Source organism: Azospirillum sp. OGB3 (genome assembly GCF_014192915.1).
GTDB lineage: Bacteria > Pseudomonadota > Alphaproteobacteria > Azospirillales > Azospirillaceae > Azospirillum.
This window is the reverse complement of sequence record NZ_JACHYN010000005.1, coordinates 206,788-222,850: the sequence shown is the minus strand read 5'-3', so window position 1 is coordinate 222,850 and position 16,063 is coordinate 206,788. Positions and strand designations below refer to the sequence as shown.

Below are 16,063 nucleotides of genomic sequence, written 5' to 3'. Positions count from 1 at the left end.
AAGACCATCCGCCTGACGACATCCGATGACCGGGAGGAAGCCCCCGATGAAAGCCAACGTTGCCGCCAAGCGCGATCCGCACGAGGAGGCGGGGGCATACCCCGCCCCGGCCGCCCACGCCGAACTGAAGGGGGTGAGCCGCATCTACGGCGTCCCCGGCCACGGCGGGGTGCACGCGCTGGGTCCCGTCGACCTGACCTTGCGGCAGGGGGAGTTCTTCTCCGTCGTCGGACCGTCGGGCTGCGGCAAGTCCACGCTGCTCGACGTGCTGTCCGGCCTGTCCGTGCCGACCGAGGGGGCGGTGACCTTCGAAGGCAAGCCGGTGGCCGGCAAGGTCCCGGACGGTGTCGGGGTGGTGTTCCAGGAGGACGCCACCTTCCCCTGGCTGACCGTGTGGGACAACATCGCCTTCGGCCTGCGCCGGGCGGGCGTCGATCCGGCGGAGATCGAGCGGCGGGTGAATTACGCCGTCGGCTTCGTCGGTCTGAAGGACTTCGCCAAGGCCTACCCGGTGCAGCTGTCCGGCGGCATGCGCCAGCGCGTCTGCATCGCCCGCACGCTGGTGATGCGCCCACGCCTGATCCTGCTGGACGAGCCGTTCGGCGCGCTCGACGCCCAGACCCGCCTTATCATGGGCGACGAGCTGCTGAAGCTGTGGCGCGAGACCGGCGCCACGGTGATGCTGATCACCCACGCGCTGGACGAGGCGGCCATGCTGTCGGACCGCATCGGCGTCATGTCGTCCCGGCCCGGACGGATCATCGAGGAGATCGAGACGGGCTGGCCGCGCGAGCGCGATTCCCGCATCGCCAGCGAGGACGGCTTCGGCCAGATCACCGCCCGGCTGTGGCGCCTGCTGCGCGAGGAGAGCCTGAAGGCGGCGGGCCTCGCCGGGGGTGGGTCATGAGCTGGGCGGGCTGGCTCCGGCTGATCGTCGTGACCGGCGCCGTCCTGCTGCTGGAGGTGCTGTGCCGGGCCGGCGTCATTGCCAAGACGGTCCTGCCCGCCCCCAGCGTCATGGCCGGCGACCTCTACCGCCTTCTCGCCTCGGGCGCGGCCAGCGCCGACATCGGCGAGACGCTGGGCAACGTCGCGATGGCGGTGATCGCCTCGATCCTGCTCGGCTTCGTCGCCGGCGTGGCGATCCACGCCATGCCGCGGGTGCGCCGGGCGCTCGATCCCTTCCTGGCGACCTACTACGCGGTGCCCTTCTTCGTCTTCTATCCGGTGCTGATCGTGATCTTCGGGCTGGGGGCGGCGCCCATCGTGGTGATCGGCACGTTGTTCGGCGTTGTGGCGATGCTGATCAACACGCTGAACGGGCTCGATCGGATTCCGCGCGTTCTGCTGAAGACCGCGCGCGTCCACGGCATGGACCCGGTGCGAACGGCGCTGATGGTCAAGCTGCCCAGCGCGGCGCCCTATCTGTTCACCGGGGCCAAGCTCGCCATCGCCTACTGCTTCATCGGCGTCATCGCGGCGGAGTTCATCATGTCCTCCTCGGGCATCGGCTACAGCATCGCCTATGCCTTCAACAACTTCGACAATGCGCGGATGTACGCGCTGATGCTGTTCATCATCGTCCTGGTGACGGTGCTCAACGCGGTGCTCTTCACCTGGGAGCGCCGGATCATGCAGCGGCGGAGGCGCTGACGGCCATGCACAGAAAGACCGACACGCTTCTCGTCATCGTCGCGCTGGTGGCCCTGTGGCAGGTGCTGCACTGGATCGTCGGCAGCGTCGCCCTGACCTCGCCCGCCGATACGCTGGCCCGTGCGGTGGAACTGCTGGGCTCCGCCACCTTCTGGCCGCACGTCGCGGAGACCGGCGTCGCGCTGCTCTATTCGCTGCTTCTGGCGGTGTTCGGCGGGCTGACCATCGGCATCGCTCTCGGCATCAACCGGCTGGCCGGGGAGGTGGCGGAGCCGATCCTGGTGTCGCTCTATTCGCTGCCCAAGATCACGCTCTACCCGGTGATCCTGCTCGCCTTCGGGCTGGGACTGTCGGCCAAGGTGGCCTTCGGGACGATCCACGGCATCATCCCGGTGATCATCTTCACGATGAACGCGGTCCGCACCATCCCGCCGGTGATGCTGCGCAGCGCGCGGGTGATGCGCCTGTCGCCGCCCCAACTCGTCTCCACCATCATTCTGCCCGCCGCCTTGCCGGAACTGGTGTCCGGCCTGCGGGTGGGCTTTTCGCTGACCCTGCTGGGCGTGCTGATCGGCGAGATGTTCGCCTCGCAGCGCGGCCTCGGCTACCTCGTCATGAACGCCATCGGCGGGCACGACGTGCGCACCATGATGGCCGTGGTGCTGATCCTCGCCACCACCGCCGTGCTCATCAGCGCCGGCCTGCTGCACATCGACCGGCGCATGCACCGGCGGGCCTCGTGAAGACTTCCGGAGATTCCAACGACATGACCATTTCCCTCAAACAGCGCCTGTCGCAGCCGGGCCTGATCTCGGCCCCCGGCGTGTTCGACATGATCTCGGCCAAGGTGGCGGACGGCATGGGGTTCGACGCGCTGTACATGACCGGCTACGGCACCGTCGCCAGCCATCTCGGCCTGCCGGACGCCGGGCTCGCCACCTTCAGCGACATGGTCGGCCGGGTGCGGGCCATCGCGCGCGGCACCACCACACCGCTGATCGCCGATGGCGACACCGGCTACGGCGGCCTTCTCAACGTCGATTTCACCATCCGCGGCTACGAGGAGGCCGGGGCCGCCGCCATCCAGCTCGAAGACCAGGAATTTCCGAAGAAGTGCGGCCACACGCCGGGCCGCCGGGTCATTTCCATGGCCGATATGGTGCGCAAGATCCGCGTCGCCTGCGAGGCGCGGTCGTCGAGCGATTTCCTGATCATCGCCCGCACCGACGCCCGCACGACGCTCGGCCTCGACGAGGCGCTGCGCCGCGCCGACGCCTACGCCGAGGCCGGGGCCGACATCATCTTCGTGGAGAGCCCGGAGAGCGAGGCGGAGATGGAACGGATCTGCCGGACCATCGGCAAGCCGCTGATCGCCAACATGGTGGAGGGCGGCCGCACGCCGGTGATGACCGGGGCGCAACTGGAGGAGCTCGGCTATCGCATCGCCATCTTCCCGGCCACCGGCTTCCTGGCGATGGCCGCGGTGCTGCGCAGCGCCTACGGCGAAATCCTCGCCAAGGGGTCGAGCGCCGAGTATCGGGGAGAGCTTTATCCCTTCCCCGACTTCACCCGCCTGATGGGCTTCGAGCGCGTCTGGGCGTTCGAGAAGCGCCACCCCGAGACGGAGTAAGCGTCCGCCGTCTCAGCTCTGCGGCGTTTTTCCGGGGGCACGGCAGGGGAACTCGACGGTGAATCGCGTTCCCTCGCCGGGCCGGCTGTCGAGCTGGATGGTGCCGCCGAGCTGGCCGGTGATCAGGTTGAAGACGATGTGCAGGCCGAGCCCGGTCGAGCCGGTGCCCCGCCGCGTCGTAAAGAAGGGCTCGAACACCTTGCCGTGGTTCTCCGCCGGGATGCCGCAACCGTCGTCCCGGTAGACCAGCCGCACCCCGTCGTTCTCCAGTGTCTGCGCCGTGATCAGGATTCGGCCCTTCTCGCCTTCCCGGTAGGCGTGGTTGATCGAGTTGGTGATGAGGTTCGTCACGATCTGGGCGATCACGCCGGGGTAGCTGTCCAGTTCGATGCCCTTGGGGCACTCCAGACTCACCTCGTGCCCCGGGCGGTGCCAAGTCGGGCGCAGGCTGACCAGAACCTCCTCCAGATAGCCGCGCAGGTCGAACCGGCGGCGGTCGCTGCGCGTCTGGTCGGAGGCGACCTGCTTGAAGCTCTGCACCAGATCGGCGGCGCGGGTGGCGTTGCTGATCATCAGCGTGGCGGCGTCGCGCGCGGCCTGCATGAAGTCCTGGAAGTCGGCCCGGCGCATCTTGCCGGTGTCGGACAGCGTTTCGAGCGCGCTGATCTTCTCGCCGAGATAGGAGGCGCTTGTCATCACGATGCCGATGGGCGTGTTGATCTCATGCGCCACCCCGGCGACGAGCTGCCCGAGAGAGGCCATCTTCTCCGCCTGGACAAGCTGCTGCTGGGCGGACTTGAGCTGGGCGTGGGCGGCGTGGAGCTGCTCGTGGGCGTCGCGCAGCTCGCTTTCGCGGCTGCGGTCCACCGTCACGTCCACATAGACCTGGACCATGCCGCCGTCCGGCATGGGATTGCTGCGGACCTGGATGACCCGGCCGTCGGCGAACTCGATCTCGCTGGGGCTGCTGACCAGGGGCGAGGGCACCAGTGCGGTCAGAAGCTGGCCAGAGGCGTTCACCGCGGCGCTCAGCTCCTGATAAGGAACGCCGACGCGGCGCAGCGCGTCCGGCAGGCTGAAAAGAGCCATGGCGCGTTCGTTCCAGACGCGCAGCCGTTCCTCGGCGTCGAAGGCCGCCAGGCCGTCGTACATGCTGGCCAGGGTGGCGCGCAGAAGCTGCGACTGCTCGGCCACCTCGCGGGTCCGCTCGGCCACCTGGGCTTCCAGCGTGCGGTTCAGCCGCTCCAGCCCGTCGTAGAGGCGGGCGTTCTCGATGGAGATGGCGATCTGCACGGACAGAAGATCGAGCAGCTCCAGCCGCTCCGGGCTGAAGATGCCGGCGGCAAGGTTGTTCTCCAGATAGAGGATGCCGACCATCTGGTTGCGGTTGCGCAGGGGCAGGCACAGAACGGAGCGCGGCTGGGCCAGCCGCGTGTAGGGGTCGTACTGGAAATCGCCCTCGTTCGCGGCGTCGGCCAGAACGACCGGCTCCCCGGTCTGGATGACCGCGTCGACGACGCCGCGCACCAGGACCGGCGCCGCGTCGTCGAGGGGGCGGGATTGCAACACCTCCGCGGCGTCGCCCTCGCTCGTGGCGTCGGCCTCGATCCGCCACGCGCCGTCGGTCGGCAGCAGCAGGCAGCCCCGCGTCGCCCCGGCGTTGGTGATCATCAGCTTCATCAGCGTCCACAGCAGATCGCCCAGGCGGATGTCCTGCGCCAGCGCCTGCGAGGTGCGGATCACCGTCTCCACGTCCACCATGTGGGAGCTGGACCCGGAGGAGGAGCGCCGCCGCGACGAGGAGGTGACCGGGCGCTGAGGCGGGAAGCCGTCGTCGGCGGGGCTCTGGTCCGCCGCCGTCTCGCCGAACAGCTCGGCCAGCCGGGCGTCCAGCGCCCTGACCTTCGCCAGCGCGTCCCAGCGCCGGTAGGCGTGGCGGGCCTGGAACAGCATCGCCTTCGCCGTGAAGCGGTCACCGCGCGATAACGCGGCCTCGCCGGCCCGCTCGCAGGCGAAGGCCTCGTCGTGGGTGAAGCCCTGCTCGCGGGCGCTCTCGGCGGCGGTCTGATAGTAACGGTGCGCCTTGTCCAGCCGTCCCGTGGCGCGCAGCCGTTCGGCCACCACGAGCGCCAGCAGGTGACGGAAATTGATCGGCGCGTGGCGGACCGCGCCGCGAAGCCGGCGCTCCAGCCCGAGCGCCGCGGCCCGTGCGCGGAGCCGCTCGGCGGGGCGGAGGCGATCCCAGGCGGCAAAGTCGATCAGGGCGGCGACCACCCGCATGCGCAGGTTCATCACCATGCCCATGGAGGCGTCGGCGAAGGGGCGGCGCTTCGCCATGCAGCGCCGCGCCTCGTCGATCCGGCCGAACAGCAGGTTCAGATAGGCCAAGTGGCTGTGCATCGTGTCCAGGGCGAGGCGGTTGCCGCTGGCGGCCAGGGCCGGGACGTCGCTCGCTTCCGTAACGTGGGGTCCGGCGAAGGCGGTGGGGTCGTCGGACTCGCCCAGAAGATTGGCGATGAGCTGCTGGTGGGGCCGCAACACGCCGGCCGCGGTCTGCTGGTTCAGGCGCGCGATGGCGGCGGCGTGGCCCGCCGCGGTCTGCTGGAGCTGCCGCAGCGGGTGGCCAAGAAAAAGCCCTTGGGCGACCGCGTTGTTCAGGCAATAGGCGGCGTACTCGATGTCGCCGGTCTCCAGGCCGATCCGGTGGGCGTCGAGAAGGCCGGCCAGCGCCTTGGCCACCGGCTGGTGCCAGACCTCGATGAACAGATGGACCACAAACAGCGTCTGGGCGCGGCCCTGGTTGGCGTTCAGCCGGTCGAGCACGCGCAGCGCCACCCGCCCGTACATGGCGCCCGCCGGAACGTCGCCGAGCATTGCGCAGTGCAGCAGCCCGTAGGTGGCGTAGGTGATGCCGGAAGCCGGCAGGATTCCCTCGGTCGCCGACAGGCGGACCATGCGCAGCAACAGCACCGTGTAGAGGTTGGTGTCGTGCAGGTAGGCGCTCGCCAGCACGCGCGACACGATCCGCCCGATCGTCAGGAGGCGCGGGTCGGTGAGGGGCGGACGGTTGACGAGATCCTCCTCGCCCTTGCCGCGCAGCGCCAGCTTGGTCGTGGCGAGTTCCTTGAGCACATGCCGGGTGTCCGCCCGCTCCGGGATCGGGCTGCCGAGCTGGCCCAGGGCGGTGCGGCAGGCACCGAGCGCCGCCGGCAGGTTCTGCCGCGACACGTGCATCTGGATCTGCGTCTCGTAGGCCAGGGCGCGGTCGAGGACGGTGCGGGCGTTGGCCTCGATGGCCTCGGCCAGCGGCGTCGCCGCGGCGACGTCGCCGTTCACCGCCGCGATTTCCGCCGCTTCGGCGTGCAGGCTGAGCGCCAGGTCGTACAGGCGGGACCAACCGTCCGCGGGGAGCAGCCCGACCCCGGTGATGAGATAGTCGAAGGCCGGCCCGAGCGCCGCCGAGGCCCGCGCCGCCTGTCCAGCCAGCAGGTTGTAGCGGGCCAGCCGCTCCCTCTGCTCCGGCGACAGCAGGGTCACGGCGCGGTTCAGCTGGTTGGTGATGGCGAACAGCCGGTCCGCGGCCCGCTCGCTGGAGGTATCGCCGCCCCGCTCCAGGACGAGGCCGACGGCGAGATGGCAGGCCAGGGCGTCGGCGTCCGGAAGCATGCTGTAGGCCGCCTGCTGCACCCGGTCATGGACGAAGCGGTAGGTGGCGCGCGGCGACACGCTGTCCATGTCGGCGTAGCGGTAGGCGTCGCCCACCGGGACCACCAGACCGCTGTGCAGGGCCGGCCACAGCGCCGCCGCCGTCGCTGCGGAGGACCGCCGGCTCGCGTCGGCCAGCGTGGCGAGATCGAAGGCGCTGCCGATGCAGGCGGCGGTCTGGACAACCGCCAGCGTCTCGGCGGGCAGTTCGCGGATGCGGCGGACCACGAAGGTGACGACGTCGTCGACCATCCGTTCCATCCGCTGGGATTCGATGGCCTCCAGGTTCCAGTTCCACACCCCGGCGAGGCCGTCGTAGGCGATCAGCCCGCTCTGCTCCAGCGACTCCAGGAATTGCCCCAGGAAGAAGGGGTTGCCCAGCGTGTTGGCGATCAGCCGCTCGGCCAGAGGGCGCACGTCGTCGGGGGCCGCGTGCAGCGTGTCGGAGAGCAGCGCCACCACCGCGTCGGCGTCGAGTCCGCCGAGGGACACGTCGCGGACCGGCACGCCGCGCTCGCCGAAAACCTGGAGCGTGTGGCGCAGCGGGTGGAGCGCGTCGACCTCGGTGTCGCGGCAGGTGCCGACCAGCAGGAAATGGCCGAGGTCGGGATCGCCGGCCAGCCCCTCCAGGAGTTTCAGCGTGGCGAGGTCGGCCCATTGCAGATCGTCCAGGAACAGCACCAGCGGATGACCCGCCCCGGCGAAGACGCGGACGAAATTGCGGAAGACATAGATGAAGCGCTCATGCGCCTCCACAGGACCCAGCTCCGGCAGGGGCGGCTGGGGGCCGATCAGCCGTTCCACATGCGGGATGACATCGGTGATCACCCGTCCGTTGGGTCCGAGCGCGGCGAGAAGGCGGGCACGCCACAGCGCCAGCGACTCCGGTCCGGTGGCGAAGGTCTGCCGCACCAGGGTCTTGAAGGCCTCGATCACCGGGGCATAGGGGATGTCCCGCTTCAGCGGCTCGAACTTGCCGGTGATGAAGAAGCCGCGGCGGCCGATCACCGGCTTGTGCAGTTCGCGGACCAGCGCCGATTTGCCGACACCCGAATAGCCGGAGATCAGCAGGGCCTCGAACCCGCCCCCGGCGGCCCGCCCGAAGGCATCGAGCAAGGCGCGGAACTGCGCGGTGCGGCCGTACAGCTTTTGCGGGATGCGCAGCACCGGACGGACGTCCCGGCTGGCCAGCGCAAAGGGCGCAATGCGGCCGTGGCTGCGCCATTCGGTCAGACAGCGTTCGAGGTCGGCGCGCAGGCCAAAGGCGCTCTGGTAGCGCTCCTCCGGGTTCTTGGCCATCAGCCGCGCCACGATGGCGGCCAGCGGCTCGGGAACCAGCGGGTTGAGCTTGTGCACCGGGACGGGAGTCCGCGCGATGTGGCAATGCACCAGCTCCAGCGGGTCGCCGGACGGGAAGGGGGGCTGGCCGGTCAGGAAGTCGTGAAAGGTGGCGCCCAGCGCGTAGAAGTCGGAGCGGTAGTCCACCGACCGGTTCATCCGCCCGGTCTGCTCCGGCGCCATGTAGGCGAGCGTGCCTTCCATGCTGCCGACATCCGTGTCGCCCGCTTCTTCGCGGGACAGCTCCGACGCGATGCCGAAATCGATGAGGTTGAACTGGCCGGTCGCCGGGTTCCAGATCAGGTTGCCGGGGCTGATGTCCTTGTGGACGATCCCGGCCTCGTGCACGGCGGCCAGTGCCTCGACGGCCTGCATCGCCATCCGCAGGAAGACCGCCACGTCCTCCGTCCGCAAGTCGGGAAGGCTGTCCAGGGCGGTCCCGCCGATGTCGCGGAACACCATCATCAGCCCGTTGACATGGGGCACGCAATCCAGCGCCTCCACGACTCCGGCGTGGCGCAACCGGCGGGTGATGGTGAATTCGCGAAGGAACGCCGCCTTGTCCTCGCCGCCGACGTCCGCGCCCGACAGGAGCTTGCAGATGACAGGAAGGCCGTCGTCGCGCCGGACGGCGCGCAGCACGGTGGAGCGCGCCCCCACATGCAGCGTCTCGACAACGCGGAAGCCCGGTAACGCGGGCAAGGTTGCGGTGGGGATGGCCCCGATCACGACGCAGCATCCTTATGTCGCGTGGTTGCGGTATCCGTTATAGAAGGTCGCGCCACGGTGGAGCAAGCGCAGGGCGTGCCGGCCGGGGTTTTGCATGATTTTTGCTTTGCGATCGCACGAGTCATAGGCGGACAGCATCGGCGAAACGGCGTAATAGTTCAATTGCGCTACGACAATTTATGCTAACCTCCTCCGTAATTTCTGACGAGTGCCGCGAAATACCGCGGCGCCGTCGCGGGGATGCCGGATCTGCGGGGGGAGAGCATGGCGAAGACGAGGGTTGCAATTCTGGGTGGTGGCGTCGGCGCCCTCACCACGGCGCATTTCCTGTCCGACACGGACGAGAAGCGGGCGCGCTTCGACGTCACCATCTATCAGATGGGCTGGCGGCTGGGCGGCAAGGGCGCCACCGGGCGCGACCAGTGGAACCGCATCCAGGAGCACGGCCTGCATGTCTGGTTCGGCTTCTACAACAATGCCTTCAAAATGCTCCAGGACGTCTTCGGCGTCTGGAAGCGCTCGCCGGACAACACCTTCCAGTCCTGGCGGGATGTGCTGAAGCCGCAGCGCTTCACCCCCATCGGCATGGTGCTGGACGGCGGCAAGCCGGCCTATTGGCCGCTGACCTGGCCGGTGCTGGGCGGCGAGCCGGGCTCGGCCAACGTCATGCCGACGCTGCCGCAGGCCATCGCGTCGCTGGTCGGCGTGGTGCGCGATGTCTTCGAGAACTGGGACGCGCTGAGTGGCCTGATCGTCGACGGCAAGCTGGTCCACGTCGACGGCCGCACCGTCGCGCCCATGCCCGTCCTGCCGGCCGACCAGCAGGTTCTTCCGGCGCCGCTCGCCACCCGCTTCGCCGACGCGATCCGCGGCTGGAAGGACCGCGAGGTCCGTCATCTGGCGCAGGCCGAGGCGCTGCTGAAGGGCGCCGCCGTGACCACCGCGAAGGACGCCGCTGTCGCAGCCCACCGGCTGATCCGGGCACTGGCCGACGGGCAGCGAAATGGGCCTGGGTCCACGCCGTCGGCAACGGCGCCGGTCGAGCATTTCCACGACCTGATGACGCTGTTGCGGCTGATCGAGGCCGCCGCGGCGACCCTGCCGCGCAACCACGTGGCGCGCGACCTGCTGGCCTTCGTGATTCCCTTCACCGTCGGCGTCATCGCCGATTTCGGAATCGAGAAGCGCACCGCCGACTCGCTGGACGAGCTGGAGTTCACCGACTGGCTGATCCGCCACGGCGGCGACGCCGAGGCGCTGAAGCAGAGCTGCTCGCTGCGCACCTGCTACGACACGTTCATGCAGTACAAGGACGGCGACTACCGGCAGCCCAACTGGGGCGCGGGCGTCGCGGCGCAGTCCTGCGTGCGGATGTTCGCCACCTGCCGCGAATCGGTGATGTGGAACATGGAAGCGGGCATGGGCGAGGTCATCATCGCGCCCATCTACCAGACCCTGCTCCAGAACGGCGTAAAGGTGAAGTTCTTCCGCCGCGTCGAGGACATCGGCCTGTCCGAGGACCGCGCGCTGGTCGAGACCGTCCGCCTCGCCCGGCAGGTCGATCTGGCCGACGGCGGGGACGACTACCAGCCGCTGATCACCGTGCCGCTGGAGGACAGGAAGTTCCTGCTGGCTTGGCCGCTGGAGCCGCTGTGGGACCAGATCAAGGACGCCGACAAGGTCCAGGCGGCGCTCGCCACCAACAACTCCTCGCTGGAATCGCACTGGTGCGCGTGGGAGCCGGTCGGGTCGGAGACGCTGCAGCGCGGCCGCGACTTCGACGTCGCCGTCCTCGGCATCTCCATGGGCGGCTTCAAGGCGATGAACGACCAGCCGACGCTGGCGGCGGAGTTGCAGGCGGCCTCGCCGGCCTTCAACGCGATGACCAGCAACATCGGCATCATCCCGACGCTGTCCATGCAGCTGTGGTGCGGCCCCGACCTCCAGGGGCTGGGCTGGGAGCCGGGGCAGCCCGCCGCCGTCGCCGGGCCGGAGCCCTGGTCGATCTGGGCGGAGATGGGACAGACGCTGCCCTACGAGTTCCGCCCCGGCGAGACCGGCGCGCCGAAGTCGGTGCATTACATCTGCGGTGTCTGGCAGACCGGTCTGGTCGCCCGGCCGACCACCGACCTCGCGGTGCCGAAGGAGGCGCTGGACAACGTCACGAACAGCGCGGCGGAGTGGCTGGACGCCTACATGGGCAATTTCTGGCCAAAGGCGACGGTCTCCGGCCAGGGCGGCGTCGGCTTCAACTGGAACGTTCTCTACGACCCGTGGAACGGCACCGGGCGGGAGCGGCTGTCCCACCAGATCATCCGCGCCAACGTCGATCCGACCGAAACGCTGCCGGGCAGCGCCGCCGGCTCCACCAAGTTCCGCCTGCGCACCGACGACAGCGGGTTCTACAACCTGTTCCTGGCCGGCTGCTGGGTCCGCACCGGCTTCAACACCTCCTGCATCGAGGCGACGGTGATGTCCGGCATGCAGGCGGCGCGGGCGATCTCCGGAACGCCGCTGTTCATCTCCGGCGAGAACTTCCTGAACGGGGCGCCGTCGTGACCGCCCCCCTCTACGTCTCCTTCGCCGGGCACGGCGAGGTGTCGATCGCCGCACCCGGCGTCTTCACCGACAGCCTCGCCACCGCCTTCGTCGTGCGCAGCAACCCGGAGAACACCCAGGCGCTGGTCGACAAGCTGCTGAACGCGGCGCCCGCCGGGGCGGTGCGCTACACGGTGGCCGGTCCGGTGGCGCTGTGCACCTTCCTGTCGGTGGGGCGCTGCACCAGCCCGACCGAGCCGTTCGGCTGGATTCCCTACCGGGAAGCCTCGCTGTGGCTGCCGCTGATCGAGCATCGGCCCGGCCACTGGCCGCGACTGGTGCTGTGGATGCCCTACGTCTTTCCGGACGCGACCATTCCGTTGGTCTGCGGCCGCGAGGGCTGGGGGTTCGCCAAGTCGCTGGGCCGCATCACGCTGCCGGAGGAGGGGGCCGAGAACCCGCGCTTCGTCTGCGAGACGACGCTGTTCCGCACTTTGTCCTCCGACTGCGAGGGGGTGTTCGCCCCCTTGCTGACGGTGGAGGGCGGGCCGTGGACCCCCGGTTCGGCGTGGCAGAGCCTTGAGGATCTCGCCGCCGACCTCGGCGACGCGTTGAAGGCCCTGCTGAGCCCCGGCGGGCTGGTCGAGGGGGTGGAGGTCGCCGTCAAGGCGGTGGAATCGCTTCTCGCCGGCACGGTGCCGGTCATCAACCTGAAGCAGTTCCGCGACGCCCCGGACAGCGAACGGGCCTGCTACCAAGCGCTGATCGACTGCCCGATGCACGTCGACCGCTTCCGCGGCGCGTGGCCGATGCGCGGCGACTGGACGCTGCGGGTGGCCGACTACGCCAGCCATCAGGTCATCTCGGACTTCGGCTTCGCGGCCGGGCCGGATGGCAGCGCCACCGTCCATGTGGATTTCGCCATGCAGATCCACATGGACTTCCGCGCCAACCCCGGCCGGGTGGTCTGGCAGGCGGAGTGAGGAAAGAGGCGCCGGCCCGAGGGAAGGCCGGCGCCCGTTCTTCAGATATGAGAGGCCTTCAGAACGAGGCGCTGAGGCTCAGCGCCACGATGTCGGTCCCGTTGCAGAATTTCCCTGGATTGACGGCGGAGCCGTTGGGCGGCGTGCTGTTGCTCACGCACTCCTGGAAGCCGTGGGAAAAGGCGCCGTCCAGCCGCAGCGTCTCGGAGAAGGCGTAGCCGACGCCGAAGCCGGCGTGCTTGGTGATGACCACCGGGATCACCGAGACGATGTCCTCCGCCGGGGCGGTCTTGTCGGCCCAGCGGAAGCCGGCCCGCAGGGTCAGCGCGTCGGTCACCCGGTAGGCGGCGCCGACCGCGAAGATGTTGATGTCGCGGTAGCGTTGCGGCAGCGTCTCCCACACCGTGCCGAGGCCCGGCACGTCGACGCGGATGTTGTACTGGCGCAGCGCCTGCGCCCAGAAGGCGCGCCGGTAATCGAAGGCGAGGGTCAGGTCGGGCCGCAGCCGGTGGCTGACGCCGATGCCGAATTCGGCGGGGAGCTGGAAATTCCCCAGCGTGTACTTGGCAGGCTGTGTCAGCCGCGACCCGTCGGGCGCCAGCACGATCACCGAGCCGTCGCCGGTCAGGTTGTTGAGCGCCGTGCGGAACTGGTAGAAGGCGCCGACGGTGGTGTCGGCCTGCGGTTTCCAGGTCAGGCCGAGCCGGCCGCTGACCCCGTCGCCCTCCACCCCGGCGCGGGCGATCGACGGGTCGAAGATGTCGAAATAGACGCCGCCGCCCATCCCGACCATGGCGCTGGCCGCGCCCAGCATCGGCCCCTGTCCGGTCAGCCGTCCGCTGTTGGCGAGCGCGCCGAGCTGGTCGGCACCCTGGAGGACGCGGAAGCCCAGACCCGCCCGCACATAGTCGATGGCGCCCGCCACCGTGACCTTCGGCGTCACGTCCCAGGCGGCGGCCAGCGGGACGCGCATGAACATCGCCTCGCTGCTGGTGCGCAGCCCGCTGTCGACGCCGGACGGCAGGCGGGCCATGAAGCTGCCCTCGCCGTAATCGGTGCCGAATCCGCCCTGGGCGTAGGCGCCCAGCCCCAGGGCCAGATTTTCATGCCGCCAGACGAACCCGCCCTGGGGGATGTAGTAGCCCTGGAAGGGGAAGGTGTCCTTGCCGTGCGCCACCTCGCCGGTCCGTGTCTGCGTGGCGCGCAGCCCGGTCGGGGCGGCGACCACCAGCCCGCCTTCCAGGTAGGAGGAGGAGCGCTGCGTCAGGGTCGCCGGGTTGAAGATCATGGCGGCGCCGCCGATGTCGGACGCCGCCCCGGTGCCGCCCATGCCCATGGACACGGCCCCGAACCCTTCGAAGGTGTAGACGTCGGTGGCATGGGACGGAAACGCGGCGGCCAGAGTGGCCGCCGCGGCAAACGCTGCGATTACGCGCATTGAATCAGGGTTCTCAATCGGACGGGGTGAGGTCGATGGTCTGACGGGCGATGGCCTCGGCGGCCTGCTTTCCGGACAGGACGGCGATCTCGGCGCTGCCCGCGCTGAACCAGGTCCGCGTCCAGTCACCCGCCAGAAAGGCGTTGACGAAGCCGCTGTCGCCCGGCTTCAGGCGGGTCTCCACCGTCGCCGGGAAGCACTGCACGTAGAGTTCCGACGGGTCGAGGTTGTAGCGGTAGTAGGAGGAATAGACCTGGCTCTGGTCGAACACGCCGTCCTTGACCGTGTTGGGCCACAGAACCCCGATGTTGGCGTTCAGCCACTGCGTGGCGTCGCGGCGGACGTCCGCGGCCATCCGCTGCGGCAGGCCGCAGGCGTAGGGCGGGGCGCCAGCCGGCCAGCGGGCGGTGCCGCAGAAATACTCCACGGCCTTGACGGTGCCGGACGGCCAGGATTCGGCGGGGATGAGGTGGCTCATCTCGCCCCAGCTGTCGAGTTCCTCGACATAGCTGGTCATGGCGGTCGGACCGGCCTTCCAGCCCATCTCCTCGATGCTCGGCGTCATCCAGAGCTGGACCGCCTGGGTCGGCACCGCCGGGGTGACCTCGACCATCTGCTTGAAGCGCAGATTGGCGTCCATCAACTCGGCCGCCGGGTCGGCCAGCGCGGCGGGCGGCATGGCCAGGACGACGAGGTCGAACTCCTTGCCGACCTCCAGCACCGATTCCCCGGCGGTGCAGTGGCAGAACACCGATTCCAGGTTGATTCCGGCGTCGCGGATCTTGTCGCCGTCGACGATCTGGCTCCAGTCCGGCTCGGACGGCCAGCAGTAGAGCCATTTCCCGTCGTCGCCGTAGCCGACCTTGACGAACGGGTCATAGGCGCCGTTGACGAGATCGACCTGACGGTTCAGGTGCACCCGCTCCACCCAGGCGCCGTTTTCCGAGGTTTCCAGCTTGGTCAGGCGGTGGAACAGCTTGATGTCCACCCCGCGCTGCTTCAGCACGAACCAGGCGGGCGTGAAGACGGTGTCGCCCATGCCGGCGTTCATCTTCCACAGCGGCGCGCCCTTGTAGGCGAAGCCCATCAGCAGAAGGATCTCCGCCGCCGCACCGGCGGCGAAGCGCGCGTTCTCCGGCCCGTCGGTCGCTTCGCCGTTCTTGTAGGAAAAGCACATGTCGTAGAGCAGGCGCACCGGGGCCGACCACGCGAAGGTGTCGGAGATGCCGTTCTTCTGCAGCCATTCGCGGAAGTCCTCGCCGTTGATGCGGTCGAAGCCGCCCTTCCCATAGGGCAGCACCTCGGCGAAGCAGCCGATGGCGAAGGCAAGGCCGAAATCGGCAAAGCAGGCGAACTCCCAGCCCTCGTCCGACAGCTTCAGCAGCGGCTCCAGGACCGCCTGGAAGCCCTTCTGGACGATCTTGAGCAGATCCACGATCAGCCCGTGGTCCAGCGCGCCGTCGCCCGCCTCCTCGATGTGGGTCCGCGCCTTGTCGAGGGCGTCCAGCCCGAGCTTGGCGGTGAGGTGGCCGGGCAGATGGTCGTGCTTGGCGACCAGGTTCTGCAGCGCGCCGATCAGGAAGGCCGCGAAGCCGTTCGGGCCGAGCGACCGCGGATCGCCGGGCGTGCCGGGGCGCTCGGGGAAATTGAGGTTCCAAGAGTGCCAGCGGGTCTTGCCGAAGCGCGGAATATCCTGCATCAGTGTCACCTGATACAGCGGGCGGAAGGCGTCGGTCCAGGTCTGGAAGGCGTAGTCGGCGGGCTTGTCCCACTCCGCGTAGGCGCCGCGCACCATCCGGAAGGCATTGTCGTAGAAGCCGAGGAAGATGTGCAGCCCGTGCTCCTCGATGCGCTGGCCCTGCTTGGCGTTGCGGCCGCTGGCCCCTTTGCCGCCCAGCCGCCAGCCGTGGCTGACCAGCGTCACGTCGAACGTCTCGCGCAACGCTTCGGTCGCCGTCAGAGTCAGCGCGGCGGACACACCCCCAAGCCCGCCGCCAAGCACCAGCACACGCGTCTTTCCCATCGCAGCCACCCCGAGCCCCGGTTGTT

9 protein-coding genes are annotated in these 16,063 nt (G+C 69.2%); 6 read left to right on the top strand and 3 right to left on the bottom strand.

Features of this window, described 5'->3' with window-relative positions:
- Positions 1-46 precede the first annotated feature (46 nt).
- The 4 genes from FHW79_RS13255 to FHW79_RS13240 are packed head-to-tail and all read left to right on the top strand — an operon-like array spanning position 47 to position 3,283.
- Positions 47-907, top strand: a complete 861-nt coding sequence (locus FHW79_RS13255) for an ABC transporter ATP-binding protein (protein WP_183179357.1) — start codon at positions 47-49, stop codon at positions 905-907.
- Complete coding sequence (locus tag FHW79_RS13250) at positions 904-1,653, top strand: ABC transporter permease subunit (protein ID WP_183179356.1); 750 nt, start codon at positions 904-906, stop codon at positions 1,651-1,653. Before FHW79_RS13255 ends, FHW79_RS13250 begins: the two co-directional genes overlap by 4 nt.
- Positions 1,654-1,658: 5 nt before the next feature.
- Positions 1,659-2,396 (top strand): ABC transporter permease subunit, encoded by a 738-nt coding sequence (locus FHW79_RS13245; RefSeq protein ID WP_183179355.1) that lies wholly within the window; start codon positions 1,659-1,661, stop codon positions 2,394-2,396.
- 23 nt (positions 2,397-2,419) lie between these two features.
- Complete coding sequence (locus FHW79_RS13240) at positions 2,420-3,283, top strand: isocitrate lyase/PEP mutase family protein (RefSeq protein ID WP_183179354.1); 864 nt, start codon at positions 2,420-2,422, stop codon at positions 3,281-3,283.
- Between the two features lie 12 nt (positions 3,284-3,295).
- On the opposite strand, the gene FHW79_RS13235 is transcribed toward FHW79_RS13240, so the two are convergent.
- Positions 3,296-9,055 carry an AAA family ATPase gene (locus tag FHW79_RS13235; protein WP_183179353.1) on the bottom strand — a complete coding sequence of 1,920 codons (5,760 nt, stop codon included), beginning with the start codon at positions 9,053-9,055 and terminating at the stop codon, positions 3,296-3,298.
- A 264-nt stretch (positions 9,056-9,319) separates the two neighbouring features.
- On the opposite strand from FHW79_RS13235, the gene FHW79_RS13230 reads away from it, so the two are divergent.
- The gene (locus FHW79_RS13230; protein WP_211108260.1) at positions 9,320-11,614 is read left to right on the top strand and encodes an NAD(P)-binding protein; all 2,295 of its coding nucleotides are present in this window, start codon (positions 9,320-9,322) and stop codon (positions 11,612-11,614) included.
- Entirely contained in the window at positions 11,611-12,576 is a 966-nt protein-coding gene (locus FHW79_RS13225) for an acetoacetate decarboxylase family protein (RefSeq protein ID WP_183179351.1), read from the top strand. The genes FHW79_RS13230 and FHW79_RS13225 overlap by 4 nt, the downstream gene beginning before the upstream one ends.
- A 58-nt stretch (positions 12,577-12,634) precedes the next feature.
- On the opposite strand, the gene FHW79_RS13220 is transcribed toward FHW79_RS13225, so the two are convergent.
- Positions 12,635-14,014, bottom strand: a complete 1,380-nt coding sequence (locus FHW79_RS13220) for an outer membrane protein transport protein (protein ID WP_183179350.1) — start codon at positions 14,012-14,014, stop codon at positions 12,635-12,637.
- Between the two features lie 13 nt (positions 14,015-14,027).
- Positions 14,028-16,037, bottom strand: a complete 2,010-nt coding sequence (locus tag FHW79_RS13215; protein WP_211108259.1) for an FAD-dependent oxidoreductase — start codon at positions 16,035-16,037, stop codon at positions 14,028-14,030.
- Positions 16,038-16,063: the final 26 nt, after the last annotated feature.